Consider the following 24,773-nt stretch of genomic DNA (forward strand, 5'->3'; position numbering starts at 1 on the left):
CGATGAAGACACGGTGTCCCGTAGACGACTCAGCGTGCGAACGCGAGGCGTTGACCGGCCGCTTCGCCGACAAGCTGCGTGCCGTCCCATGCGAGACGACCGTTGACCCACGTCGAGGCGATGCGCGAACGGAAGGTCGTGCCTTCGAACGGCGACCAGCCGCACTTCGACAGCACCTGCTCGCGCGTCACGGTGAACGGCGTGTCCTCCACCATCACCAGATCGGCGAAGTAACCCTCGCGCAGGAAGCCGCGTTCGGCGACATCGAACAGCTGGGCCGGCGCATGTGCGAACTTCTGCACCACGCGGGTGATGTCGAAATGACTTTCGTGCACGCATTCCAGCGCCGCGCTGAGCGCGAACTGCACCAGTGGAAGGCCGCTCGGCGCACGCGTGTACGGATTCTCCTTTTCGCTCAGCAGATGCGGCGCGTGGTCGGTCGCGAGCACGTCGATGACATCGTCGGCCAGCGCGCGCAGTAGCGCTTCGCGGTCGGACGCATCCTTGATCGCCGGGTTGCACTTGATCTTGTGGCCCAGGCGCGCGTAATCGGCGCGGTCGAAGCGCAGGAAGTGGATGCAGGTCTCGGCGGTGATGCGCTTGCGCACCTTGCCGGCGGCATCGACCAGCGGGCCGCGCTCGAACAGCGCCAGTTCGTCGGCCGTCGAAATGTGCAGCACATGCAGACGGGTGTCGTGGCGGCGCGCCAGCGACAGCGCCAGCTGCGTCGACTTCATGCAGGCCTCGCGCGAGCGGATGTCGGGGTGACATTCGGCCGGAATATCGTCGCCGTACTTCGCCACGTATTCGCGCTGGATCGCGTCGATCGTCGGCGTGTCCTCGCAATGCGTGATGATCGGCACCGGGGTCTCACGGAAGATGCCGTCGAGCGTCTCTGGATCGTCGACGAGCATGTTGCCGGTCGATGCGCCCATGAAGACCTTGACGCCCGGCGTGGTCAGCGGGTCGATGCGACGCACGTGGTCGAGGTTGTCGTTGCTGGCGCCCATATAGAAGCCGTAGTTCGCGCGGGCGCGACCGGCGGCGCGGTCGTACTTGTCCTGCAGCACGTCGGCGCTGAGCGTCGGCGGGCTCGTGTTGGGCATGTCCATGAAACTGGTCAGGCCGCCGGCAACGGCCGCGGCCGACTCGGTCGCCATGTCGGCCTTGTGTTCCATGCCCGGCTCACGGAAGTGCACCTGGTCGTCGATCATGCCGGGCAGCAGCCAGCGGCCGGCGGCATCGACGATGGTGTCGCCATCGCGGGCGGCGAGGTCGCCGCCGATCGCGGCGATGCGGCCGTCGGCAATGCGCAGGTCGCCGTCGAAGATGCGGCCTTCGTTGACGAGGCGTGCGTTGCGGATCAGGGTCGAGGTCATGGCTTGGAGTCCAGGTTCGGCATCGGCACGGGGTCGTTTCCGCCCGGATGCAGGGGATGGCAGCGCGACAGGCGGCGCAGGGCGAGCCAGCCACCGCGCAGTACACCGAAGCGGGCGATGGCCACCATCGCGTACGACGAGCAGCTGGGATGGAAGCGGCAGCGCGGGCCGAGCAGGGGGCTGATGAAGCGCTTGTAGCCCCGCAGCAGGAAGATGAGCAGGCGCGCGATCACGGCAGGTCGGCGGGGGCGATGAACACGGTGGTCGGGACGGTTGCCGCTGCAGGGGCATGCAGGGTATAACACGCCGCTTCCCCGCCCAAGGGAATGACAAGGAACGCAGCACGTGGCAGTCAAGAAACCCGCAAAGAAGGCCGTCAAGAAGGCCGCAAAGCCCGCCGCGAAGGCAGCCGTCGGGAAGAAGGCTGCCCCCGCCACCAAACCGGCAGCGAAGAAGGCTGTCGCCCCCAAAAAGGCCGTCGCCAAGTCTTCGCCTGCCAAGCCGGCTGCGAAGAAGTCGGTTGCGCCCAAGCCTGCCGCCAAGGCAACACCGGCGAAGGTGGCCGCCAAACCCGTGCCTGTACAGAAAACGGCGAAGGCAGCCCCGGCGAAAGCCGCGGCCGCCCAGCCTGCGACGAAGCCCAAGGCCGCTGCTCCCGCAGCGGCGACCAAGCCCGTCGCGAAGAAGGTGGCACCGGCCAAGTCGATCGCCGACAAGTCCGCTGCCGCCCCGAAGACGGAGGCCCCGAAGAAGGCTCCCGCTCCGGCGAAAGCCGCCGCGCCGAAGCCGGTGCCGGCATCCACTCCCACGAAGCGTCCACGTCCGGTCGGCAAAGTCGCCGTCGCGGGCGTTGCGCGCCAGCAAGAGCCGGCGCCAAGAACAAAGGTGAAGGTCGTGCAGTACAAGACCGATGCAGAAACAGGTCGTCCCATTCTTCCGCAGGGCTACAAGCCCAGCGCCGACGAGGAGTACATGAGTGCGTTGCAGCTCGAGTACTTCCGCCAGCGCCTGCAGAACTGGCGTGCGGATCTGGTCGAAGAATCCAAGCAGACGATCGAGAATCTCAAGGACGAAGTCCGCGATGTCGGCGATGAAGCCGAACGCGCGACCCGCGAAACCGAGAACTCGCTCGAACTGCGCACTCGGGACCGCTACCGCAAGCTGATCGGCAAGATCGACAGCACGCTCAAGCGCGTCGACGAGGGTGAGTACGGGTACAGCGTGGATTCGGGCGAAGAGATCGGTCTCGACCGTCTCGAAGCGCGTCTGACCGCCGAGCGTACGATCGACGAGCAGGAACGCTGGGAACATATGCAGAAGCAGATGGGGGATTGATCGGGCGTGGTGATTGGGGATGACCAGCCATTCGGCTGCTGAAAACCGGGATTCGGGATTCGAAAGAGCGAACCGCCGTCACCCGTCAGCTCGATGAAGAAAAAGCCCGCCGATGGCGGGCTTTTTCGTGCTCGCTGTTGCGTCTTCGAATCCCCAATCCCCAATCCCAGCTCTACGTCAGCTCCCGCAGATCCAGCCGACGCAGCTTTGGCGCACGCCACGCAGTGGTCGCGACCACGCCCATCGTCACGAAGCCGCCGATCACGACCGCCGGCACCAGGCCGAGCAGGCGCGCCATCGAGCCCATGTAGAACGCGCCGATCTCGTTCGACGAGCCGACGAAGAGGCCATTGATCGACGACACCCGGCCGCGCATGTGGTCCGGTGTCGACAACTGCATGATCGTCGAGCGCATGACGACCGACACGCCGTCGCACATGCCCGACAGCAACAGGAAGAACGCCGACAGCCAGAACGCCGTCGACAGGCCGAAGCCCACCATGCACAGGCCGAAGCCGGCAACCGCGACCAGCAGGAAGCGGCCCGCGTTGCGCTGGATCGGATTGCGCGCCAGCCAGATGCCCATCGCCACCGAGCCCAGCGCCGGTGCGCTGCGCAGGATGCCGAGGCCTTCGGGGCCGTAGTCGAGGATGTCGTGGATGAAGGCCGGCGCCAGCGAGATCGCACCGCCAAACAGCACAGCGAACATGTCCAGCGCTAGCGCGGCGAGCAGGATCTGGTGGCCAAACACGAAGCGCGCGCCCTCGGCGATGCTGGCGAAGACGGGTTCGCGCTGCAACTGCTGCGCAGGCTCGGTGACGTCCATCCGCCCCAGGAACACGATCACCACAAGTGCGAAGATCGACGCCAACAGGAAGACGCCGGGAATGCCGAGTGGCTTGATCAGCAGGCCGCCGATTGCAGGGCCGAGCACCAGCGCGCTCTGGAACACGATGCTGCCCAAGCTCGCGCCGCGCACGAACTGGTCCCGCGGCAGCACGCGGGCGAACAGCGCGTTGTACACCGGTCCTAGAAACGCACGGACCATGCCGGTCAGCATGATCGGCAGATACAGCAGCCAGACGCTGCCGGCGATCAGTCCCGAGGTCAGCAGCGCCAGCAGCAGCGGCGTGATCGCTAGGCCCGCGGCGGCGGCCATGCCGAGCTTGCGCCGCGGCAGATGATCGACCAGATAGCCCGCGAACGGCGCGACGCAGAAGTACGGCAGCACTTCGGCCAGGCCGATCAGGCCGAGCATCCACGGATCGCCGGTCTCGGCGTAGATATGCCAGCCGGCTGTGACCGCGACGATCTGATAGGACAGGATCGTGAAGATGCGGTAGCCCAGCAGGGCCCGGAAGTTGCGGTTGCGCAGCGGCGCCGCGCGACTGGAATCGCCGGAGCCTGGTTCGTCGGGCTCCGGCGGTGGCGCGGTGCTCACGCCAGCGCGCGCTGCGCGCGGTCGCGGATGAAGGCGAGCAGTGCGGCCAGGCCGTTGTTGCGGGTCGGTGAAAGATGTTTCGCCAGGCCGATGTCGCCGATGTAGTCCGCATCGGTGTTGACGATCTCACGAGCGCTGCGGCCGCCATACACGCGCAGGGCCAGGTAGATCAGTCCCGAGACGATCGCCGAATCGCTGGCGGCAGCAAAGTCGAGACGGTCGGCGTCGCCGGAAGCGACGATCCAGACCATCGACTGGCAGCCATGCAGGCGGTGCTCTTCGGTCTTCAGCGCATCGGGAAACTCGGGGAGCTTGCGGCCGAGATCGATCAGGTACTGGTAACGCTCGGACCAGTCGCCGAAGAAGGCGAATTCTTCGGCGATGGCGCGCTGTGCGTCGGCCGGGCTGGGGTCAACGGGAAAAGTGGCGGTCACCATGGAATGGGGCTCATAAGACGCGGACATGCGGTCGCAAGCCCGATATTGTGACCGATCCGATCCGAGGGGACCGCAGGCACTGGCCTGCGATCACAGGCCTGCGTGCGTCGTGGTTTGAAGCGCACCGGCTTCTCACGATCCTCACGCGTATTCAGAGAATGTCCGCCGCACGATTCGGCGCGAGGGGGAGAAGCGCTTTGGCGAACGCGATCGTCTGGTTCCGCAACGACCTGCGACTCGATGACAACCCGGCCCTACGCGCCTCACTCGATGCAGGCCTCGCGCCTGTCTGCGTGTACATACACGCACCCGACGAAGAGGGTGAATGGCCCCCGGGCGCGGCCTCGAACGCATGGCGCCACCGCTCGTTGGCCGCTCTCGATGCCGAGCTGCGCAAGCGCGGCAGCCGCCTGCGCCTGTTCCACGGCCCGACCCACGCCACCCTCGAAACGCTGGTCGATACCTGCAAGGCCGAGGCCGTGTTCTGGAACCGGCGCTACGACCCGGCGATCGAAGCGCGCGACACCGGAATCAAACGCGCGCTGCGCGAGTCGGGCGTACGCGCCGAGAGCCACAACGGCGCTCTGATGCTCGAGCCCTGGTCGTTGCAGACCGGGCAAGGCGGGCCATACAAGGTGTTCACCCCGTTCTGGCGCAAGGCGCTGACCGAGCTGCATCTACCTGACACCTGGGACGCTCCGCGCACGCTGCCCGCTGTGGACGAGGGGCCGTCCGGTATTGCACTCGACGATCTGCACCTGGCGCCGATGCTGGAGTGGGACGCCGGATTCTGGGAGTTCTGGGAACCGGGCGAGGCAGGCGCGCACGAAGCGCTGGATGTCTTCATCGACGGTGCGCTGCGCGGCTACCGCGCCAGTCGCGATCGCCCCGACCAGGCCGGTACCTCGCGTCTGTCGCCACATCTGCATTTCGGCGAGATCGCCCCCTGGCGTGTGGTCGCCGCGCTCGAGGCCGAGCGCAACGCATCCACAGCGCCCGACATCGACGCCTACGTACGCGAACTGGGCTGGCGCGAGTTCGCCCATCACCTGCTGCACCATTTCCCGAAGACGCCCGAGCAGGACTTCAATCCGCGTTTCAAGCGGTTTCAATGGGCGCGCCTCGAACCGGCGGCGCTCGACGCCTGGCGGCAGGGGCGCACGGGGGTCCCGATCGTCGATGCAGGCCTCCGCGAGCTCTGGCATGTCGGCTGGATGCACAACCGTGTGCGCATGATCGTCGGCAGCTGGCTGTGCAAGCACATGCGCATCCATTGGCGCGAAGGCGCGCACTGGTTCTGGGACACGCTGGTCGATGCCGATCTGGCCAACAACACGCTGGGCTGGCAATGGATCGGCGGCACGGGCGCGGATGCCTCGCCGTATTTCCGCGTGTTCAATCCGGTCACCCAGGCGCAGAAATTCGATCCCGACGGCAGTTACATCGCGCGCTGGGTGCCGGAACTCGCCGGGCTGCCGGTGCCGTTGCGTTTCAGTCCGTGGACCGATCCCGACCTATTGAAGTCCGTCGCGCCGGATTACCCGTCCACACCGATCGTCGATCTGGCCAAAGGCCGCGAAGCCGCGCTGGCCGCTTACCAGACCTCGCGCTGAGGCGCGGTTCAACGTCACGCCGCGCTTGGCAGCCGGCACGCGTGCGGTGCTCGGACCGCGTATGTGGTGTCCATGCGCTGCGCACCACCTCGAGCTTCCGGCTGCGCCCGCGGCGGACATCGAACGGCTTCTGATCGCGCGTTGACCCTGCCGCTGCCGCATGATCCACTCGCTCGGCTGACTTCTTGGGAGGGGAGATGGCCGAAACCACCGCACCACCACGCCGCAGGCGACTGCGCCGGCAGCCGATGACACGGGTCGACACCGCGTGGCTGCGCATGGAGCGGGCGACCAATCCGATGATGATCACCGCCGTACTGGTGTTCACCGAGCGGATGTCGGTAGACGCCTTGCGCAGACTGGTCGACGAACGCTTCCTTGCCTACGCGAGGTTTCGTCAGAAGGCCGTCGACGCTGCGACCGGAGCCACTTGGATCGAGGATGCGCACTTCGATCTCGACTGGCATGTACGGCGCGCGGCCTTGCCGGGCGCGGGACGCGACAGCAGCGCGCTCGAGGACAAACGCGCACTGGAATCCTTCACCGGTGAACTCGCCTCGACGCCGCTCGATCCAGGCAAGCCGCGATGGCAGTTCCACCTGATCGAAGACTATGCCGGGGGCTCCGCCCTGGTCGCGCGCATCCATCACTGTTACGCCGACGGCATCGCACTGGTGCAGGTGCTGCTGTCGCTGACCGATACCGAGCGGCACCCGCAGCCGACGGAGACCTTGACACAGGCCTGGCTCAAGGCCGACGGCGCCGGTGTGGAGCGACGCGTCGGCGCGGTGGCCCGTTACCGGAAACTCGGTGGGCAGGTGATCGACCGCGGCATGGCGATGTATCGCGATCCGACGCTGGCCAACATGCTGGCGCGCGAGGGCGGGGAGATCGCCCGCGAACTGCTGTACGCGCTGTCGCTGTCCGACGATCCGCCCTCGCTGCTGCGCGGCGAACTCGGCGTCAGCAAGCGCGTCGCCTGGGCCGAGCCGCTGTGCCTGGACGAAGTCAAAGCCGTCGGCCGAGCGTTCGACTGCACCGTCAATGACGTGCTGATGGCCGCGGCGGCCGGTGCGCTGCGCGGTTACATGCGCGAACGCGGCGCTGATCCGGACGGGATGACGCTGCGCGCGACGGTGCCGGTCAATCTGCGGCCGTTGGAGCACGCAAAGAAGCTTGGCAATCATTTCGGGCTGGTGTTCCTGGATCTACCGGTTGGCGAAGCGAACCCTGCGCGCAGGCTCGAACGCGTGGCGAGTTGCATGCGTGAGCTCAAGGGCTCTCGCCAGGCGATCGTCGCGTTCGGTCTGCTGGCCGCGTTGGGCATGGCGCCCCAGGCGGCGCAGGGCATCGCGCTCGATCTCTTCAGCCGCAAGGCCTCTGCCGTAGCGACTAATGTGCCCGGCCCGCAGCAGCCGCTGTATCTGGCCGGCTGCGCCTTGCGCGAGATGATGTTCTGGGTGCCGCAAACCGGTTCGATCGGCGTCGGGCTGTCGATCCTGAGCTACAACGATCGTGTGCATTTCGGGCTGGTCGCCGATGCGCGGCTGGTGCCGGATCCCGACGCCGTGATCGCGCACTTCCGCCGCGAGTTCGATGCGCTGTTGTATCTGGCGATGATGGGCGACTGGTCGCAGGCCCTGGATGCGGAGGCGGCAGATGCGATGCTCGGCTGACGAGGCGTCGTGCGGGCATCGGCGCTGAACGATGTCCGTCCGGGCGTGCAGCCCGTCACCCCTTGTGCATTCTGAACACGCTAAGTTCGGCTCCAATTTGAGGGTTCCGGGCACCACCGCCCGCGCCATACCAGGAGACCGACATCATGCGCCGACTCACCACTGCAGGCCTCACCACCGCGCTCGCCAGCACGCTGCTGCTGTCCAGCTGCGCCACCTACACGGGCCAGACGAATGCACCGGACGATCCGAACCGCACCCGCAACAACGCGCTGATCGGCGCGGGCATCGGCGCTGTCGCTGGCCTGCTCAGCGGCGGTGACGCGACCGAGCGTCGTCAGCGCGCAATGGTCGGTGCCGGCGTTGGTGGCCTTGCTGGCGGCGCGGTTGGTGTCTATCAGGATCGTCAGGAAGCAGAACTGCGGCGCCAGACCCAGGGCACCGGCATCCAGGTCGACCGCGACGGTGACGTCATCAAGCTCAACCTGCCCGACGGGGTGACCTTCGACTTCGGCAAGGCCGATCTCAAGTCGCAGTTCTATCCGGCCCTCAACAATGTCGCGCGCACGCTGGCCGAATACGACCAGACGATCGTCGAGATCTCCGGCCATACCGACAGCGTCGGTTCCGACGCCGTCAACCAGCGTCTGTCGCAGCAGCGCGCCGATTCGGTGGGCAATTACCTGATCGGCCAGGGCCTGCTGCGCCAGCGCTTCGAGATCGTTGGCTTCGGCAAAACGCGTCCGATCGCCGACAACAGCACCGATCAGGGCCGCGCGCTGAATCGCCGCGTCGAGATCCGCGTGATTCCGCTGCAGTCGTAATCAGCTCCAGCGTCTAACGAAAAAGCCCCGGCAGTGCCGGGGCTTTTTTCGTTCTGTAGGAGCGCGCTTGCGCGCGAAACGCTTTGCCGGGACAGCTCGACACCGAGGGCCCCATCGCGCGCGAGCGCGCTCCTACGGGCAACCGCTGACCTCAGAGCGCCTCGATCACACCCGCCGCGCCCATGCCTGTACCGATGCACATCGTCACCAGGCCGTAGCGCTTCTTGCGACGGCGCATGCCGTGGACGATGGTCGCGGTGCGGATCGCACCGGTCGCGCCCAGCGGATGGCCCAGCGCGATCGCGCCGCCCAGCGGATTGACCTTGGACGGGTCGAGCTTGCTGTCGCGGATCACCGCAAGCGCCTGCGCGGCGAAGGCTTCGTTGAGCTCGATCCAGTCGATGTCGTCGAGCGTCAACCCGGCCTGCGCCAAGGCTTTGGGAATCGCCGCGATCGGGCCGATGCCCATCACTTCGGGGCGCACGCCGGCGACCGCGAAGCTGACGAAACGCGCCAGCGGCTTTAGACCGTAGTCCTGCACCGCGCGGCCGGAGGCGAGCAGAATGCCGACCGCGCCATCGCTCATCTGCGAGCTGTTGCCCGCCGTCACCGAACCGCCGAACTGGCCGTTGCGGAACACCGGGCGCAGCTTCGCCAGGCCCTCGATCGAGGAATCCGGACGCGGGCCCTCGTCGGTGTCGACCAGCAGCTTGCGCAGACGCACCGCATTGCCGGCGAGGTCGGGCTGGTGGGAGACGATCTCGTAAGGGCTGATCTCGTCCTTGAACTCGCCGGCCTCGATCGCGGCGATCGCCTTCTGGTGCGAGGCGAGGGCGAACGCGTCCTGGTCCTCGCGCGAGACCTTCCATTCTTCGGCGACCTTCTCGGCGGTGATGCCCATGCCGTAGGCGATCGCGACGTGGTCGTCCTTGAACACGCTCGGGCTCAGCGCGACCTTGTTGCCCATCATCGGCACCATCGACATCGACTCGGTGCCGCCGGCGAGCATCAGGTCGGCATTGCCGAGGCGGATCTCGTTGGCGGCCAGCGCCAGCGCCTGCAGGCCGGACGAACAGAAGCGGTTGACCGTCTGCGCGGCGACGGTATCGGGCAGGCCGGCCAGCAGCACGCCGATGCGCGCGACGTTCATGCCTTGCTCGCCCTCGGGCATCGCGCAGCCGATCACGGCGTCATCGATGCGGTTGACGTCGATACCCGGCGCCTGCGCGACGACGGCCTTGAGCACGTGCGCCAGCATGTCGTCGGGACGGGTGTTGCGGAACACGCCCTTCGGCGCCTTGCCCACCGGGGTGCGGGTGGCGGCGACGATGTAGGCGTCCTGGATCTGCTTGCTCATTGCGTTCTCCGAACGCCGGGATTGGGGAGTCGGGATTCGGGATTCGAAAAACGAACTCCGATGTCCGAACCTTGCCCCGCCTCCGGCGGTAAGTAGTGATGAAGAGAAAGGGGCCGCTGTTCCGAATCCCCAATCCCCAATTCCGAATCCCGCGGAACCTCAGTTCCGAAGCGGCTTGCCGGTCTTGAGCATGTGCCCGATGCGCGCCTGGGTCTTTTCCTGCTGGGCCAGTTCGACGAAGTGCTTGCGCTCCAGGCGGATCAGCCAGTCCTCATCGACGACCGCGTTGCGGTCCACGTCGCCGCCGCACAGCACGGTGGCGATGCGCTCGGCGATCTCGTAGTCGTACTCACTGACGAAACGGCCTTCGAGCATGTTGACCAACAGCATCTTGAACGTGGCGATGCCGACGTCGCCCGCAACGCGAATCGCGCGCGCTGGCAGCGGCGGGCGATAGCCGGCTTCGGCCAGCGCCGATGCCTGCTGACGCGCGACGTGCAGCAGTTCGAATGCGTTGAAGGTCACGATGTCATCATTGCGCAGCAGGCCGAGTTCCTTGGCATTGACCGCCGAGTTCGACACCTTGGCCATCGCGATCGTTTCGAAGGTCTTCTTCAACTCGGCGAACACATCGCCATTCGGACCCGCGGCTTCCGACGCACGCACAGCCAGCTCCTTCAGGCCGCCACCGGCCGGCAGCAGGCCGACGCCGGCCTCGACCAGGCCGATGTAGCTTTCGAGATGCGCGACGGTGCGCGCGCTGTGCATCTGGAACTCGCAGCCACCGCCCAGCGCCAGACCGCGGACGGCCGCGACCACGGGCACCAGCGAATACTTGATGCGCTGGCTGGTCTTCTGGAAGTTCTCGACCATCGCCTCGAACGCGTCGACCCTGCCTGCCTGCAGCAGGCCCAGTGCACCGGCCAGATCGGCACCGGCGGAGAAGGGCTCCTTCGGCTGCCAGATCACCACGCCCTTGAACTTCTGCTCGGCGATGCCGATCGCTTCCTGGATGCCGTCGAGCACGTGGTCGGAGACCGTGTGCATCTTGGTCTTGAAGCTGATCACGCCGATGTCGTCGCCGTCCGTCCACAGACGGATGCCGTCGTTCTCGTACACCGTCTCACCCTGCTCGAAGCGCTCGCCCAGCAGCGGATCGGGGAAGCGCTGGCGGCGATACACCGGCAGCGCCGAGCGCGGCAACTTGGCGTTCTTGGACGGGCTGTAGCTGCCTTCGGCGGCGTGCACACCCTCGCGGCCGTCGAACACCCAGTCGGGCAGCGGCGCGCTGCTCATGGTCTTGCCGGCGACGATGTCCTCGGCGATCCAGTCGGCGACCTGCTTCCAGCCCGCGGCCTGCCACAGTTCGAACGGACCCTGCTGCCAGCCGTAGCCCCAGCGGATCGCCAGGTCCACGTCGCGCGCGGTTTCGGCGATGTCTTCCAGGTGCACGGCGCTGTAGTGGAACAGGTCGCGCAGGATCGACCAGACGAATTGCGCCTGCGGGTGTTCGCTGGCGCGCAGCTGGGCCATGCGCTCGGCCGGGTCCTTGCTCTTGAGGATCACGACGACCTCGTCGGCGGCCTTGCGGTCGGACGCGCGGTAATCCTGCTTCTCCAGATCCAGGACCAGGATGTCCTTGCCGGCCTTGCGGAAGATGCCGGCGCCGGTCTTCTGGCCCAGCGCGCCCTTGTCGATCAGCGCGGTCAGCCACTTGGGCGAGGCGAAGTACTCGTGCCAGGGATCCTCGGGCAAGGTGTCGGCCATCGTCTTGATGACGTGCGACATCGTGTCCAGACCGACGACATCCGAGGTGCGATAGGTCGCCGACTTCGGACGGCCGAGCAGGGGACCGGTCAGCGCATCGACCTCGTCGAAGCCGAGATTCGATTCCTGGGTGTGATGGATCGTCGACAGGATCGAAAACACGCCGATCCGGTTGCCGATGAAGTTCGGCGTGTCCTTGGCGTAGACCACGCCCTTGCCGAGCTGTGTGGTCAGGAAGGCTTCGAGGCCTTCGAGCACCGACTTGTCGGTGGTCTTCGCCGGGATCAGTTCGGCCAGATGCATGTAGCGCGGCGGGTTGAAGAAATGCACCCCGCAGAAACGATGGCGCAGTTCTTCGGGAAGAACATCCGCCAAGGCATTGATTCCAAGGCCCGAGGTATTGCTGGCCAGCACCGCATGTGCTGGCACGTGCGGAGCGATCTTGCGGTAGAGATCCTGCTTCCAGTCCATCTTTTCGGCAATCGCCTCGATGATCAGGTCGCAGCTTTCGAGCTCGGCCAGGCCGGTTTCGTAGTTCGCCGGGACGATGGATTCGGCCAGCGACTTGCTGCTCAGCGGGGCGGGGCTCAGCTTGGCCAGGTTCGCGAGTGCCTTGCGTACCACGCCGTCCTTGTCGCCCTCCTTGGCCGGCAGGTCGAACAGGACCGTGTCGATCCCGGCGTTGGTCAGGTGCGCGGCGATCTGCGCGCCCATGACACCCGCACCCAGAACGGCGGCGCGACGTACAAGCAGTTTCTCAGACATTTGCTCCATCCCTTTGTTTCGAAAGAAGCCCGGCGTGGGCCGGGCTGGTGGTCAGGCGCGGAACCCGGCCGCGGCGAAGCGGATCAGCTCGCCGGCGATCCGGGTGCGGTGCGCATGTTCGGTGGTGCCCGGCGGGCGTTTGATCAGACCGAAATCGGCCATGGCGTAGGTCAGGGCCCCGGCGAGGAAATCGAGACGGCCATAGAGCTCGGCCTTGCCGAGGCCGGGCAGGCAGGCGGCCAAGGCGCCTGCGAATTCACGGGGCACATGACCGTACTGTTCGGAGAGGAACTTGCGCAGGGCGTCGTTCTTCTCCACGTAAGCCCGGGCGATGACCCGGACGAAGGCGCCGCTGCCGGCGCGTCCGCTGGCCATGTCGAGCGCGGGTTCGACGAAAGCGGCGATGATCGGTTCGATCTCGCCGGGCTCCTCGATCTGTGCACGCTTGAGCTGGGCGAGGCGCTGCGCGCTCATCTGATCCATCCGGCGGCGGAACACCTCGTTGACGAGGTTCTCCTTGCTGCCGAAGTGGTAGTTGACCGCCGCGATGTTCACGTCCGCCCGGCTGGTCACCTGGCGCAACGATGTGCCCGCGAACCCGTGGGTCGCAAACAGTTCTTCGGCAGCGCCGAGGATCTTGTCCTTGGTGGAAAACTGGACAGTGCTGGCCACGCAGAACGTGCACCTCGATCAAACGCTTGTTTGGATTCTGAGGGCCAGGCGGCTGACGCGTCAATGACCGATGACCTGCCCGCAACCGGCGAAGTTGCAGCGGATACGTTAGAATTGCCGCAGCCATGTTGGCTAAACCCGCGTTTCGGCGCGGGTTTTTCCATGTAGACTCGGCCGTTCCGGAGTGGACGGCCCCATTCCAGACCGGAGAACACCAGATGGCGCTCGAGCGCACTCTTTCCATCGTCAAGCCCGATGCCGTTGCCAAGAATGTCATCGGCGAGATCTATTCCCGCTTCGAAAAGGCGGGCCTCAAGATCGTGGCGGCCAAGTACAAGCAGCTCACCCGTGAGGAAGCCGAAGGCTTCTACGCCGTGCACAAGGAGCGTCCGTTCTTCGGCGCGCTGGTCGAGTTCATGACCTCCGGCCCGGTGATGATCCAGGCCCTGGAAGGCGAGAACGCCGTGGCCGCGCACCGCGACCTGCTGGGCGCCACCAACCCGAAGGACGCTGCGCCGGGCACGATCCGCGCCGACTTCGCCGACTCCATCGACGCCAATGCCGCGCACGGCTCGGATTCGGTCGAGAATGCGCAGACCGAGATCGCGTACTTCTTCAAGAACGACGAAGTCGTTTCCCGCTGAGTGATGCCATCGTGACCGAGGTTGCCATCGACGCCACCGTCGCCAAGCAGAACCTGCTCGACCTCGACCGCGAGGGTATGGAGCGCTTTTTCGCCGAGACCCTCGGCGAAAAGCGCTTCCGTGCCCACCAGATCATGAAGTGGATCCACCACCGCTACGTCACCGACTTCAACGACATGACCGACCTGGGCAAGGCGCTGCGCGCCAAGCTCGAGGCGCATGCCGAAGTCCGCGTACCGCAGGTGCAGTTCGAGAAGCCTTCCATCGACGGCACCCACAAGTGGTTGCTGGCGATGGACGGCAAGAATGCGATCGAGACCGTCTACATCCCCGACAAATCGCGCGGCACGTTATGCGTGTCTTCGCAGGTGGGCTGCGCGCTCAATTGCCAGTTCTGCTCCACCGCAACCCAGGGATTCAACCGCAACCTGTCGACCGCCGAGATCATCGGCCAGGTCTGGGTGGCGGCGAGGCACCTGGGCAACGTGCCGCACAAGCAGCGCCGCCTGACCAATGTCGTGATGATGGGCATGGGCGAGCCGCTGATGAATTTCGACAACGTGGTCCGCGCGATGAGCATCATGCGCGACGACCTCGGCTATGGTCTCGCGAACAAGCGCGTGACGCTCTCGACCGCCGGCATGGTGCCGATGATCGACAAGCTGGGCGAGGTCAGCGATGTGTCGCTGGCGGTTTCGCTGCACGCAGCCAACGACGCGCTGCGCACCGAACTGGTGCCGCTCAACAAGAAATATCCGATCGCCGAGCTGATGGAAGCTTGCGCGCGCTATGCACAGCGCAAACGCGGCGACTCGATCACGTTCGAGTACACGTTGATGAAGGACGTCAACGACCAGCCGCAGCACGCGCGTGAGCTGGCCCGGCTGATGCGCGATTTCGACAATCGTCTGCAGATGAAGGATGCGGCGAAGGTCAACCTGATTCCGTTCAACCCGTTCCCGGGCACGCGCTACGCGCGCCCAGACGATGCGACGATCCGCCGGTTCCAGAAGCTGCTCAACGAATCGGGCCGTATCGCACCGGTGCGCCGGACCCGCGGCGACGACATCGACGCAGCCTGCGGCCAGCTCAAGGGCCAGGTGGCTGATCGCACGCGTCGCCAGGCCGACCATCTCAAGCGTCTCGAAGCGCAGGGCGGTCCAGGTGTCGATGCGGCTGCCTGAAGCTGCCGTCTGCATTGTTCTCCTGCTGGCAGTGGCCGGCTGCTCACGTCTTACATTCATCAAGCCGAGCGCGAAGAGCGACTATCGCCCGGAGCCGCCGTCTTACAACATCCGGGGCAATGCCGAGTCGCGACGTAATGACGCGACGCGCCAGCAATTGGCGATCGCATCCCGCGAGTTCGCGGCCGGCAATTTCGACGCAGCGGCCAGCGCCGCGCGCGATGCGCTGAAAGGCGAGGGCACGGCAGCCGACGCCAATACTTTGCTCGCGGTGATCGAAGACCGACGCGGTCGCAGCGCGCAGGCCGGCGGCTACTACAAGGCCGCCACCGAGCGCGCGCCGGACCAGGGCGCCTACCTCAACAACTACGGCACCTGGTTGTGTCGCAATGGTCGCGCGACCGATGCGCTGGTCTACTTCGACGCTGCAGTGCGCGATCCTGCATACGGAGATCCTTCCGGCGCACTGGCCAATGCGGGCGTCTGTGCGATGACCGCAGGCGATACGGCGCGCGTCGAGCGCGACCTGCGGGCGTCGCTGGAGCTCGATCCGGAGAATCTCGTCGCACTCGACGCGATGGTGCGATACCTCGTCGGCGAGCACCGTTACTTCGATGCACGGGCTTTTTCGCAGAGACGGCTTGCCGCGGCCCCCGTAACTGCGGCAGCATTGCAACTTGCGGTGCAGATTGAAACCGCGCTCGGCGACACAGGGGCCGCCGACCGATACCAGCGACGCTTGCAAACGGAATTTCCGTCTGCACCGAACCTACAGCCAAGGGAAACCAGTCCACCATGAGTTCTTCGAGCCAGACCATGCCAGCGTCTTCGCCTGGGGTCGGAGAACGTCTGCGCGAGGCACGCATGGAGACCGGACTGACGATCGCCGACGTCGCCACCCGCCTGCGCATGCAGTTGCGGGTTGTCGAGGCGCTGGAGGCCGAAGACTGGGCACGCCTCGGCGCACCGGTGTTCATACGCGGCCAACTGCGCAGCTACCTGCGATTGCTGAAGCTGCCCGAATCGCTGGCTGACGGGGTATCCGACGCAAGCGTGCGTCCGCCCGAACTGACGCCGCGCACCTACACCCCGCCGATGCAGCGCATGCTCGACAAGGCCATGGGCCGGGCGGTGTATGTCGTGATCACGGCGCTGATTGCGGTGCCGGTCTGGGTGGCAACACGTTCCCATGTCGACAACAGCAGGCCTGTGGAAACCGCGTCGTTGGGCCTCGATGGCAGCCAGTCGCCCGTCGACACGCGTCCTGCGCGCCCGACACCGGTCACCGCGTCGCTGGGCGCATTGCCCAAGCGCGCACCCGCCGCAGCGCCTGCAGGCGATCTCGAAACACAGGCGAGCGCGGATCTGGTGATGCGTTTCAGCGGCGACAGCTGGATCGAGGTGATCGGCCCGGACGGCGTCGCGGTCGAACAGGCGCTGGTGCAGGCCGGCCAGGAACGCCGCTTCGAAGCGGGCACGGTCGCGCGCGTCAAGCTCGGCAATGCCAACGCCGTCGAAGTCTCACGCGATGGGGACGTTCAGGATCTGTCCCGGTTCCAGCGGGCCAACGTGGCACGCTTTACGGTATCCTCCGACGGCGCGCTGGCGCCGGCTGCCGAGTAGGTCCGGGCGACCGCGCCAGGCTCCGGACACCCGCAACAGCGGGTGGTGCCGCGAATCTTCTTTTCATCCGTTTGACCCGCCTTCGACAGCGGGCGTAGAGACCATATGGCGATTGACGAGTTGCTGGACGAGCGCGAACAGGGGGAGCGGGTCAAGGCCTGGCTTCGCGACAACGGTCTGGGACTGGTGGGTGGCCTCGTGGTGGGCGCCGCACTGATCGGTGGCTGGCAGTACTGGAAGAACCGCACCCATTCGCAGGCCGTCGAGCAGCATTCGGCCTATCAGTCGGCGTTGCTGGATATCCGTTCCGGCGAATTCGACAAGGCCTCCCAGACGGTGGCCGGGCTGCCCGATACCGCGTACAGCGAACTGGCGGCGTTGCAGCTGGCCAAGGCGCAGGTCGACAAAGGCGATCGCCATGCTGCAATCGCGACGCTCGAAGCGGTCAAGGGCGCCGAGCCCGGTCTTGCGGCGGTGGTGCAGCAGCGTCTTGCGCGCCTGCTGACCGACGCCGGTCGCGGCGAAGACGCGATCAAGCTGCTCGCCGATGCCGACGATCCCGTGTCGCTCGAAGCGCGCGGTGACGCGCATTTTGCTCTCAACCAGACCGAGCAGGCCCGCGCTGATTACGCGCAGGCCCTGCGCCAGCTCGACAGCGCCGCGCAACAGCGTGGCCTGCTCGAACTCAAGCTTTCCGAAGTCGGCGGTACGCCGGACGAACCCGAGGTTGAATCCTGATGACCGACCAGATCGCGCGCGCCGCGTCTTCCCTTGCGCCGGCCCGTTTCACGCGGATCGCGGCGATTGCGCTTTGCGTGATGACCGTCACCGGCTGCAGCACCGTGCGCGGCTGGTTCGGTAACAGCGAAAAGGCCGACGCGAAAGCGCTGTCCGAACCTGCGCCGCTGACCGACATCACCGAGACGCTGAGCGTGTCGCGCCTGTGGTCGGCGAATGCCGGCAAGGGTGAAGGTCGTCTGGGCGTGCGCCAGTCGCCGGCCGTGGCCGATGGCCGGGTTTACGTCGCCGCGATCAAGGGCGGCGTGCGTGCGTTCGATCTGCAGACCGGCGCGTCGGTGTGGCGCTATGACTCGGACCTGCGGCTGAGCGGCGGCCCTGGCGTCGGTGAGGGTCTGGTCGTGGCCGGCAGCCTCGATGGTGAAGTGGTGGCGCTCGATGCGGCAACAGGCGCGGAGCGCTGGACGGCCAAGGTCTCCAACGAGATCATCGCTGCGCCCGCGATCGGGCAGGGCGTGGTGCTGGTGCGCTCCAATGATGGCCGCGTCACCGCGTTCGACGTCGCCAGCGGCGAGCGCCGCTGGTTCTGGGTGCGGGAAATGCCCTCGTTGACCGTACGTGGCAACGACGCGCCTGTGCTCGGCCCGGGTTTCGTGTTCGTCGGCAATGACGACGGCACCATCGCCGCGTTGTCGCTGTCCGACGGCCGTACGCTGTGGGAGCAGGCCGTGGCCCAGCCCGACGGCCGCACCGAACTCGAACGCATGTCCGATGTCGACGGCACTCCGGTGCTCGACGAGGCCGTGCTGTTCGCCAGCAGCTATCGCCATCGCACGATGGCGCTGGAAGGCCCGAGCGGCCGTCCGTTGTGGGTCAGCGAGCACGGCGGTGCCAACCGTCCGGGCCTGTCGCCGCAGCGCGTGGTCGTCACGGACTCGAATGGCACGGTCTGGGCACTCGACAAATTCAGCGGCACGGCCGCATGGCAGCAGCCGGCGCTCGCGCGTCGCAACCTGACCGGTGCGGCGATCCAGGGCGACTACGCCGTGGTTGGCGATCTCGACGGTTACCTGCACTGGATGCGTCTCGACGACGGCGAATTCGTTGCCCGTGAGCGCGCTGGCCGCGATCCGATCCGCGGTGCGCTGGTCGTCGCCGACGGCGTGCTGGTGGTCCAGAACGTCGATGGCGACGTGACCGCCTGGCGCCTGGCCCAGTAATTCAGCTGCAAGTGCAACAATGACGGCCCCGGGCAGTCCACCTGCCCGGGGCCGTGTGCGTCCGGGCCTATCCGCGCAACACGCAAGACCCATTCGAACGGAATCCGCCTCATGCTTCCCCTCGTCGCCCTCGTGGGCCGCCCCAATGTCGGCAAATCGACGCTGTTCAACGCGCTGACCCGCACCCGCGACGCGCTCGTCCATGATGAGCCGGGCGTCACCCGCGACCGCCATTACGGCGTGTGCCGGCTCAACCCAGACGTGCCGTTCGCGCTGGTCGACACCGGCGGCATCGCCGGCGAGAACACGCATCTCGAGAGCGAAGGCCTGGCTGGCCCGACCGCGAAGCAGTCGCGCGCCGCCGCCGCCGAAGCCGATCTCGTGCTGTTCGTCGTCGATGGCCGCGAGGGTGCCTCGGCGCTCGACGACGAGATCCTGCGCTGGCTGCGCAAGATCGACAAACCCACCTTCCTGGTCATCAACAAGACCGACGGGCTGGATGCGCGCGCGGCCGAGGCCGACTTCTCGCGCTATGGCTTCTCCGACACGCACGCGATCTCGTCGGCGCATCGTCACGGCATCGACGAACTGGTCGACGAGATCCTCGAAAAGCTGCCGGAAGTAGGACAGTCCGAACAGCTCGACAGCGATCCCGACCGCGTACGCGTGACCTTCGTCGGCCGCCCGAACGTGGGCAAGTCGACGCTGGTCAACCGCATCCTCGGCGAGGAGCGGATGATCGCCTCAGAAGTGGCCGGCACCACGCGCGATTCGATCGAGGTCGATCTCGAACGCGACGGTCGCAAGTACCGCCTGGTCGACACGGCCGGTATCCGCCGCAAGTCGAAGGTCGACGAGGCGGTCGAAACGTTCTCCATCATCAAGACGCTGCAGGCGATTGAGCATTCGCAGGTGTCGGTGGTGATGATCGACGCCAGCGAGGGCGTGACCGACCAGGATGCGAGCGTGCTCGGCGCGGTGCTGGATTCGGGGCGCGCGCTCGTCGTCGCGGTCAACAAGTGGGACGGACTTTCCGACTACCAGCGCGAGCAGACCGAAGCGCTGCTGTCGCGCAAGCTGGCATTCGTGCCCTGGGCCGAAGCGGTGCGCATCAGCGCCAAGCACGGCTCGGGCCTGCGCGAACTGTTCCAGGCGATCCACCGCGCGCATGCGTCGGCCAACTACAAGTTCGGCACCTCGGAAGTCACCAAGGCACTCGAGATCGCCTACGAGACCAATCCGCCGCCGGTCGTGCGCGGCCACGCGCCGAAGCTGCGTTACGCGCATCCGGGTGGTGAGAACCCGCCGACGATCATCGTCCACGGCAATCGCCTGCGGACGTTGCCCGATAGCTACAAGCGCTATCTGGAGAACTTCTTCCGCAAGCGCTTCAAGCTGGTCGGCACGCCGGTACGCTTCCTGTTCCGGGAGGGCGACAACCCCTACAAGGACAAGAAGAACGTGCTCAACGATCGCCAGCTGGCGAAGAAGAAGCGACTGATCCGGCACGTCAAGCGCAAGTGATCCCGCCGCCGTCCCGCGACACGCTGACCGTCGGCCTGCTGGCCGGCGGTCGGGCGACGCGGCTCGGCGGCCTGGACAAGGCCTGGCTGCGGCGCGAAGGCGTGCCGCAGGTCGAACGACTCCGCGAACGTTTCGCCGCGCATGCCTCGCGCATACTGGTCAGCGCCAATCGCGAGCTGCCGCGGTACGCCGACGCGGACATCGACGCGATCCCTGATCGTCATCCGGATACCGGCCCCCTGTCAGGTCTCGACGCGCTCGCGGTTGCGACCACGACGCCGTGGCTGTTCACGCTGCCGGTGGACGCGCTGCATGTCGATGCACCGGTGCTGGCGCGATTGATCGATGGAGCCGGCGACACCGGCGCGAGCGCCGAGGACGACGATGGTCTGCAGCCGCTGGTCGCGCTGTGGCCGGTGGCGGCATTGCGCGTGGTGGCCGCTGACGCGCTGACCGGCGACGACTTCTCGGTGCGCGGTCTGCAGCGCGCACTCGGCATGCGGACTTTGCGTTTCTCGCAGGTCCGCTTCGGCAACCTCAACACGCCCGACGATCTGGTCCGGGCCGGAGTCACTCATGACTGAGCCCACATTCCCGTTCCGCGTGCCGTTCGCGCAGGCCTGCGCGATTGTCGATACCGTCGCCGCCGAGCGTCGCCTGCAGCCGCAGACCGTCTCGCTGTCGCGCGCGCATGGCCACGTGCTGGCGCGCGATGTCGTCGCCACCCTGCCGCAGCCGCCGTTCGACAACTCGGCGATGGACGGCTTCGCGCTGCGCCACGCGGATCTCGCAACGGATGGTGCGCCGACGCGCCTGCGCCTGACCGGTGAGCAGTTCGCCGGTCCCGACACCGCGCTGGCGGTGGAAGCGGGCAGCTGTGTGCGCATTACCACCGGCGCGCCGTTGCCGGTTGGCGCTGACACGGTGGTGATGAAGGAGAACACCGCGCTCGATGGCGACGATGTCATCGTGCAGGGCGCACCGAGACTGGGCCAGCACGTGCGCCGCGCCGGCGAGGATTCGGACGTCGGCGATCTGTTGCTTCGCGCGGGTGACACACTGACGCCGGCGCGCATCGGCCTCGCAGCTTCGCAGGGCCTTGCGCAGCTGGATGTCGTCCGGCGGCCGACGGTCGCGGTATTCGCCACCGGAGACGAGCTCGTCGAGCCCGGCATGTCGCTCGGCCCGGGCCAGATCTACAACTCCAACCGCGACCAGCTGATGGGCCTGCTGCGCGCCGAAGGCCTCGAGCCAGTCGCGTTTCCGACACTGCCCGACGACGCAGCGCAGGTGACTTCGGCGCTGCGCCATGCCGGCGAAGCCTTCGATCTGGTGCTGACCTGCGGCGGCGTGTCGGCCGGCGAGAAGGACCTGTTGCCCGAACTGCTGCAGCGCCGCGGCCGCGTGCGGGTCTGGAAGGTGATGATGAAACCCGGCATGCCGCTGCTGCTGGCCGAAGGCGACACGCTCGGTCCGGCGCTGTTCCTGTGCCTGCCGGGCAATCCGGTGTCGGTGCTCGCGACCTGGCTTGCGCTCGGGCGTCGTCTGGTCGACGGCCTGCAGGGCAGGGCGCCGCGGGCGCTGCGACGTGCGCGGCTGGCCTCGGACTGGACCAAGACACACGAACGTCTCGAACTGCTGCGCGGCCGCTGGTGGATCGATGACGACGGCATCTCCTGGGTCGAACCGAATCCGGCCGACGGCTCGCACCGCATGCAGGCCGCCGCGGATTCGGATGCGCTGATCGTGCTCGACGCGGGACCGCGCGCGTACGCGACGGGCACGCCGGTCGATGTGCTGCCGTATTGACACCGCTCTGTAGGAGCGCGCTCGCGCACGATGAGGCTGTCCCGGTAATGCCGTTCGCGCGCAAGCGCGCTCCTACAGGGTCTCAGGACGACCGGCGCTGCAGTCGCGCGTTCGCATCCCGCAGGCGGCGCTGGAAGCGCACGTAAGGGTGCAACGGTGAACGGCCGGCCTTTGTAGGAGCACGCTCGCGCGCGATGAGGCTGTCCCGATAATGCCATTCGCGCGCAAGCGCGCTCCTACAGGGTTTCGGGATAACCGGGGCGGCAGTCGCGCGTTCCGCATCCCGAAGGCGGCGCTGGAAGCGCACGTAATGGCGCACCGGTGAACGGGCGGCCTTTCGTAGGAGCGCGCTCGCGCGCGAGGCGCGCCCAGCGAGGCGCGGCCGCTGCGTTCCGCGCGATAATCGCGCCATGGCCATCCAGGAACTCACGCCGGCGCAGGCCCGGCAACGCCAGCAGCAGGGCGTGCGCCTGATCGATGTGCGCGACGCGCACGAGCGGCTCACGGGCATGGCCGAAGGCGCCGACGGCATCGATCGCGCCGTGCTCGAAGCCGCGCCGCTGGCCCATGTGCCGGACCTGCAGGCACCGCTGCTGCTGATCTGTCAGAGCGGTCGCCGCTCCCTGCAGGCGGCGGAAACGCTGGCCGCGCTCGGTTACACCGACATCGTGTCGGTGGCCGGCGGCACCAGCGCCTGGCAGGCCGAGGGCTTGCCCACCGTGCTGCCGGACGGCGACGTCGATCTTGATTTCCACGAGCGCTACTCGCGGCATCTGAAACTGCCCGAGATCGGCCTCGCCGGCCAGCAGCGACTTGCCGAGGCGACGGTGCTGGTCATCGGCGCGGGTGGCCTCGGGTCGCCGGCTGCGTACTACCTCGCCGCGGCCGGTGTCGGCACGCTGCGCATCGCGGACGACGATGTGGTCGACCGCAGCAATCTGCAGCGCCAGATCCTGCACGCGGAAGACCGCATCGGCCAACCCAAAGTGCAGTCGGCGGCAACGACGCTCGGCGCGCTCAACCCGCGCACGCGCATCGAAGCTGTCGCCGAGCGCGTGACCAGCGACAACGTCGATCGGTTGCTCGATGGCGTCGATCTGGTGCTCGACGGCGCCGACAACTTCCCGGTGCGCTATCTGCTCAACGATGCCTGCGTGCTGCACGGCGTGGTGCTGGTCTACGGCGCGGTGCATCGCTTCGACGGGCAGGTCAGCGTCTTCGACGCCGGCCGCCGACGCGGCGAATGCCCCTGTTATCGCTGCCTGTTTCCCGAACCGCCGCCGGCGGAAGCTGCGCCGAACTGCTCGGAAGTCGGCGTACTCGGCGTATTGCCGGGCGTGATCGGCCTGCTGCAGGCGACTGAAGCGCTGAAGCTGTTGCTGGGTATCGGCGTGCCGTTGGCTGGTCGTCTGTTGCAATTCGACGCGCTGCGCATGCAGTTCCGCGAAACGCGACTGGCGCCCGATCCCGACTGTCCGGTCTGCGCACCGGGCCGCGCGTTCCCCGGCTACATCGACTACGCGGCGTTCTGCGCGGGCTGAGCGCGCGAGCGGACCCGCTCTTCACGTGCGACTGGGGCACGATGACGCCGACCGCGCGTTCTGCGCGGAATGGATGCCCCCGATGCGATCGATGCGCCACCTGTTGCTGCTCGCCTGCCTGCTGCTGTCCGCGCCGCTGACCGCGCTGGCGGCCGATCCCTGCCCGTTGTTGCGCGCGCAGGTCGCATCGCCCGATCCGGCGACCCGGCTCGCCGCCGCCGCGTGCGAAGAACATCTGCTGTGGCATCGGCCTTTCATCGACGTCGAGGGCCGCTACGCCGGCTCGACCGTGCGCGAGGCCGAGACCGCATTGCTGACCAATGGCGAACAGGCCTGGCGACGCGTCGCCGGTTACTGGCGCGGCGCGGATCAGCTGTCGCAACTCCAGCATCGCCCGGGCGCCTACGACTGCATGTTCGCGCCGACGAGCCAGCAGCCGTCGTCGGCCTGCCGCAGTTTTCTGGTCGACGTGCCGTGGTCGGCGGCGTTCGTGTCCTGGGTCGCGCGACGCGCGACGCTGCCGGGCTTCAGTGGGTCGCCAAGCCACGTCGACTACGTGCGCAATGCCTATCGCAGCCCGGAAACCAACGCCTATCGCGTCGCCGATCCGATGACCTCGCGCCCCGCGCGCGGCGACATGCTGTGCTACGTGCGCGCCGCGAACCGTGTGTTCGGCTTCTCGGGCCTGGCCAACTTGCTCAGCAGCGAGGATGGCGGGCTGGGCATGCATTGCGACATCGTGGTCGGCGTCGAGAGCGGACAGGCGCAACTGGTCGGCGGCAATGTGCTCGATGGCGTCACGATGCGGCTCATGCCGTTGACCGCGGGCGGGCAGTTCGCCGCACTGGCCCAGCGCAGTCTCGACGACCCACCGTGCAGCCCCGACGCGCCGGAGGCCTGCAATGCGAACCGGCAGGACTGGGCGGTGCTGTTGCAGTTGCGGCCGGCCAACGAACTGGCTGCGCTGTCGCCGTCGCCCGGACTGTATGTGGCGCCAGCGCCGATGCCGGTCGGGCCGGATGTGCTGCAGCCGGGTCAGTCGACGCCGCGTCCGCAGACCGCACCGTGCTGTGTGGAGTGCAGTGTGGGCGATGGCTTGCCTCGGTGTCCGGGGGTGTGAGGCTTCCGCTTCCAGATGAAGCCCTGTAGGAGCGCGCTCGCGCGCGAAGGGGCTTTCCCGGCGACGTTTTTCGCGCGCAAGCGCGCTCCTACAGAAAAAGGAAG

General features: G+C 67.0%; 22 protein-coding genes. 15 read left to right on the forward strand and 7 right to left on the reverse strand.

The genetic code is table 11. From position 1 onward, the window contains the following. Positions 1-29: 29 nt before the first annotated feature. Entirely contained in the window at positions 30-1,379 is a 1,350-nt protein-coding gene (locus J2W68_RS05995; RefSeq protein WP_310233626.1) for a dihydroorotase, read from the reverse strand. Continuing rightward, the gene (yidD, locus tag J2W68_RS06000) at positions 1,376-1,612 is read right to left on the reverse strand and encodes a membrane protein insertion efficiency factor YidD (RefSeq protein ID WP_310233627.1); all 237 of its coding nucleotides are present in this window, start codon (positions 1,610-1,612) and stop codon (positions 1,376-1,378) included. Before yidD ends, J2W68_RS05995 begins: the two co-directional genes overlap by 4 nt. A 112-nt stretch (positions 1,613-1,724) precedes the next feature. On the opposite strand from yidD, the gene dksA reads away from it, so the two are divergent. Beyond that, entirely contained in the window at positions 1,725-2,714 is a 990-nt protein-coding gene (gene dksA / locus J2W68_RS06005) for an RNA polymerase-binding protein DksA (RefSeq protein ID WP_310233628.1), read from the forward strand. 172 nt (positions 2,715-2,886) lie between these two features. On the opposite strand, the gene J2W68_RS06010 is transcribed toward dksA, so the two are convergent. Then, a complete protein-coding gene (locus tag J2W68_RS06010; RefSeq protein ID WP_310233630.1) occupies positions 2,887-4,155 on the reverse strand; it encodes an MFS transporter in 1,269 nt (422 codons plus the stop codon). After that, positions 4,152-4,592 (reverse strand): SufE family protein, encoded by a 441-nt coding sequence (locus tag J2W68_RS06015; RefSeq protein WP_310233632.1) that lies wholly within the window; start codon positions 4,590-4,592, stop codon positions 4,152-4,154. The genes J2W68_RS06010 and J2W68_RS06015 overlap by 4 nt, the downstream gene beginning before the upstream one ends. 197 nt (positions 4,593-4,789) lie before the next feature. On the opposite strand from J2W68_RS06015, the gene J2W68_RS06020 reads away from it, so the two are divergent. The 3 genes from J2W68_RS06020 (at position 4,790) to J2W68_RS06030 (ending at position 8,705) form a co-directional block, all read left to right on the forward strand. Further along, positions 4,790-6,205 (forward strand): cryptochrome/photolyase family protein, encoded by a 1,416-nt coding sequence (locus J2W68_RS06020; protein ID WP_310233634.1) that lies wholly within the window; start codon positions 4,790-4,792, stop codon positions 6,203-6,205. Between the two features lie 197 nt (positions 6,206-6,402). Further along, on the forward strand, positions 6,403-7,881 hold the full coding sequence (locus J2W68_RS06025) for a WS/DGAT/MGAT family O-acyltransferase (protein ID WP_310233635.1): 1,479 nt from the start codon (positions 6,403-6,405) through the stop codon (positions 7,879-7,881). A gap of 146 nt (positions 7,882-8,027) precedes the next feature. Then, a complete protein-coding gene (locus J2W68_RS06030) occupies positions 8,028-8,705 on the forward strand; it encodes an OmpA family protein (protein WP_310233637.1) in 678 nt (225 codons plus the stop codon). A 151-nt stretch (positions 8,706-8,856) separates the two neighbouring features. On the opposite strand, the gene J2W68_RS06035 is transcribed toward J2W68_RS06030, so the two are convergent. From J2W68_RS06035 to J2W68_RS06045, 3 genes are all read right to left on the reverse strand, one after another. Then, the gene (locus tag J2W68_RS06035) at positions 8,857-10,062 is read right to left on the reverse strand and encodes an acetyl-CoA C-acyltransferase (RefSeq protein WP_310233639.1); all 1,206 of its coding nucleotides are present in this window, start codon (positions 10,060-10,062) and stop codon (positions 8,857-8,859) included. Between the two features lie 159 nt (positions 10,063-10,221). Continuing rightward, entirely contained in the window at positions 10,222-12,594 is a 2,373-nt protein-coding gene (locus J2W68_RS06040; RefSeq protein ID WP_310233642.1) for a 3-hydroxyacyl-CoA dehydrogenase/enoyl-CoA hydratase family protein, read from the reverse strand. Between the two features lie 51 nt (positions 12,595-12,645). Beyond that, the gene (locus J2W68_RS06045) at positions 12,646-13,266 is read right to left on the reverse strand and encodes a TetR/AcrR family transcriptional regulator (protein ID WP_310233645.1); all 621 of its coding nucleotides are present in this window, start codon (positions 13,264-13,266) and stop codon (positions 12,646-12,648) included. Positions 13,267-13,484: 218 nt separating this feature from the next. Here J2W68_RS06045 and ndk point away from each other — a divergent pair, with 218 nt between their 5' ends. From ndk to J2W68_RS06100, 11 genes are all read left to right on the forward strand, one after another. Beyond that, a complete protein-coding gene (gene ndk / locus J2W68_RS06050) occupies positions 13,485-13,910 on the forward strand; it encodes a nucleoside-diphosphate kinase (RefSeq protein ID WP_133392641.1) in 426 nt (141 codons plus the stop codon). Positions 13,911-13,987: 77 nt separating this feature from the next. Continuing rightward, on the forward strand, positions 13,988-15,094 hold the full coding sequence (gene rlmN, locus J2W68_RS06055; protein WP_310233897.1) for a 23S rRNA (adenine(2503)-C(2))-methyltransferase RlmN: 1,107 nt from the start codon (positions 13,988-13,990) through the stop codon (positions 15,092-15,094). Further along, complete coding sequence (gene pilW, locus J2W68_RS06060; protein ID WP_310233647.1) at positions 15,081-15,893, forward strand: type IV pilus biogenesis/stability protein PilW; 813 nt, start codon at positions 15,081-15,083, stop codon at positions 15,891-15,893. The genes rlmN and pilW overlap by 14 nt, the downstream gene beginning before the upstream one ends. 17 nt (positions 15,894-15,910) lie before the next feature. Next, positions 15,911-16,717 (forward strand): helix-turn-helix domain-containing protein, encoded by an 807-nt coding sequence (locus J2W68_RS06065; RefSeq protein WP_430539678.1) that lies wholly within the window; start codon positions 15,911-15,913, stop codon positions 16,715-16,717. 105 nt (positions 16,718-16,822) lie between these two features. Next, positions 16,823-17,455, forward strand: coding sequence for a YfgM family protein (locus tag J2W68_RS06070; protein WP_310233653.1), 633 nt, complete (start codon positions 16,823-16,825; stop codon positions 17,453-17,455). Continuing rightward, on the forward strand, positions 17,455-18,675 hold the full coding sequence (bamB, locus tag J2W68_RS06075) for an outer membrane protein assembly factor BamB (RefSeq protein WP_310233654.1): 1,221 nt from the start codon (positions 17,455-17,457) through the stop codon (positions 18,673-18,675). Before J2W68_RS06070 ends, bamB begins: the two co-directional genes overlap by 1 nt. Positions 18,676-18,786: 111 nt before the next feature. After that, entirely contained in the window at positions 18,787-20,199 is a 1,413-nt protein-coding gene (der, locus tag J2W68_RS06080; protein ID WP_310233656.1) for a ribosome biogenesis GTPase Der, read from the forward strand. Then, complete coding sequence (gene mobA / locus J2W68_RS06085; protein WP_310233657.1) at positions 20,196-20,783, forward strand: molybdenum cofactor guanylyltransferase; 588 nt, start codon at positions 20,196-20,198, stop codon at positions 20,781-20,783. The genes der and mobA overlap by 4 nt, the downstream gene beginning before the upstream one ends. Continuing rightward, on the forward strand, positions 20,776-22,008 hold the full coding sequence (locus J2W68_RS06090) for a molybdopterin molybdotransferase MoeA (RefSeq protein ID WP_310233658.1): 1,233 nt from the start codon (positions 20,776-20,778) through the stop codon (positions 22,006-22,008). Before mobA ends, J2W68_RS06090 begins: the two co-directional genes overlap by 8 nt. Positions 22,009-22,418: 410 nt before the next feature. Further along, a complete protein-coding gene (gene moeB, locus J2W68_RS06095) occupies positions 22,419-23,549 on the forward strand; it encodes a molybdopterin-synthase adenylyltransferase MoeB (RefSeq protein WP_310233660.1) in 1,131 nt (376 codons plus the stop codon). 82 nt (positions 23,550-23,631) lie between these two features. Then, a complete protein-coding gene (locus J2W68_RS06100; protein ID WP_310233661.1) occupies positions 23,632-24,669 on the forward strand; it encodes a DUF2272 domain-containing protein in 1,038 nt (345 codons plus the stop codon). Positions 24,670-24,773: the final 104 nt, after the last annotated feature.

The sequence above is a fragment of the Luteimonas terrae genome (assembly GCF_031457535.1).
GTDB lineage: Bacteria > Pseudomonadota > Gammaproteobacteria > Xanthomonadales > Xanthomonadaceae > Luteimonas > Luteimonas terrae_A.

Bases quoted from the DNA above. Each gene is read 5' to 3' on its own strand.
- pilW (WP_310233647.1), top strand. From the start codon at position 15,081: ATGCGGCTGCCTGAAGCTGCCGTCTGCATTGTTCTCCTGCTGGCAGTG.
- rlmN (WP_310233897.1), top strand. From the start codon at position 13,988: ATGGAGCGCTTTTTCGCCGAGACCCTCGGCGAAAAGCGCTTCCGTGCC.
- J2W68_RS06040 (WP_310233642.1), bottom strand. From the start codon at position 12,594: ATGTCTGAGAAACTGCTTGTACGTCGCGCCGCCGTTCTGGGTGCGGGT.
- J2W68_RS06090 (WP_310233658.1), top strand. From the start codon at position 20,776: ATGACTGAGCCCACATTCCCGTTCCGCGTGCCGTTCGCGCAGGCCTGC.
- bamB (WP_310233654.1), top strand. From the start codon at position 17,455: ATGACCGACCAGATCGCGCGCGCCGCGTCTTCCCTTGCGCCGGCCCGT.
- J2W68_RS06025 (WP_310233635.1), top strand. From the start codon at position 6,403: ATGGCCGAAACCACCGCACCACCACGCCGCAGGCGACTGCGCCGGCAG.
- J2W68_RS06030 (WP_310233637.1), top strand. From the start codon at position 8,028: ATGCGCCGACTCACCACTGCAGGCCTCACCACCGCGCTCGCCAGCACG.
- ndk (WP_133392641.1), top strand. From the start codon at position 13,485: ATGGCGCTCGAGCGCACTCTTTCCATCGTCAAGCCCGATGCCGTTGCC.
- J2W68_RS05995 (WP_310233626.1), bottom strand. From the start codon at position 1,379: ATGACCTCGACCCTGATCCGCAACGCACGCCTCGTCAACGAAGGCCGC.
- J2W68_RS06100 (WP_310233661.1), top strand. From the start codon at position 23,632: ATGCGATCGATGCGCCACCTGTTGCTGCTCGCCTGCCTGCTGCTGTCC.
- moeB (WP_310233660.1), top strand. From the start codon at position 22,419: ATGGCCATCCAGGAACTCACGCCGGCGCAGGCCCGGCAACGCCAGCAG.
- der (WP_310233656.1), top strand. From the start codon at position 18,787: ATGCTTCCCCTCGTCGCCCTCGTGGGCCGCCCCAATGTCGGCAAATCG.
- J2W68_RS06065 (WP_430539678.1), top strand. From the start codon at position 15,911: ATGCCAGCGTCTTCGCCTGGGGTCGGAGAACGTCTGCGCGAGGCACGC.
- J2W68_RS06070 (WP_310233653.1), top strand. From the start codon at position 16,823: ATGGCGATTGACGAGTTGCTGGACGAGCGCGAACAGGGGGAGCGGGTC.
- J2W68_RS06015 (WP_310233632.1), bottom strand. From the start codon at position 4,592: ATGGTGACCGCCACTTTTCCCGTTGACCCCAGCCCGGCCGACGCACAG.
- J2W68_RS06035 (WP_310233639.1), bottom strand. From the start codon at position 10,062: ATGAGCAAGCAGATCCAGGACGCCTACATCGTCGCCGCCACCCGCACC.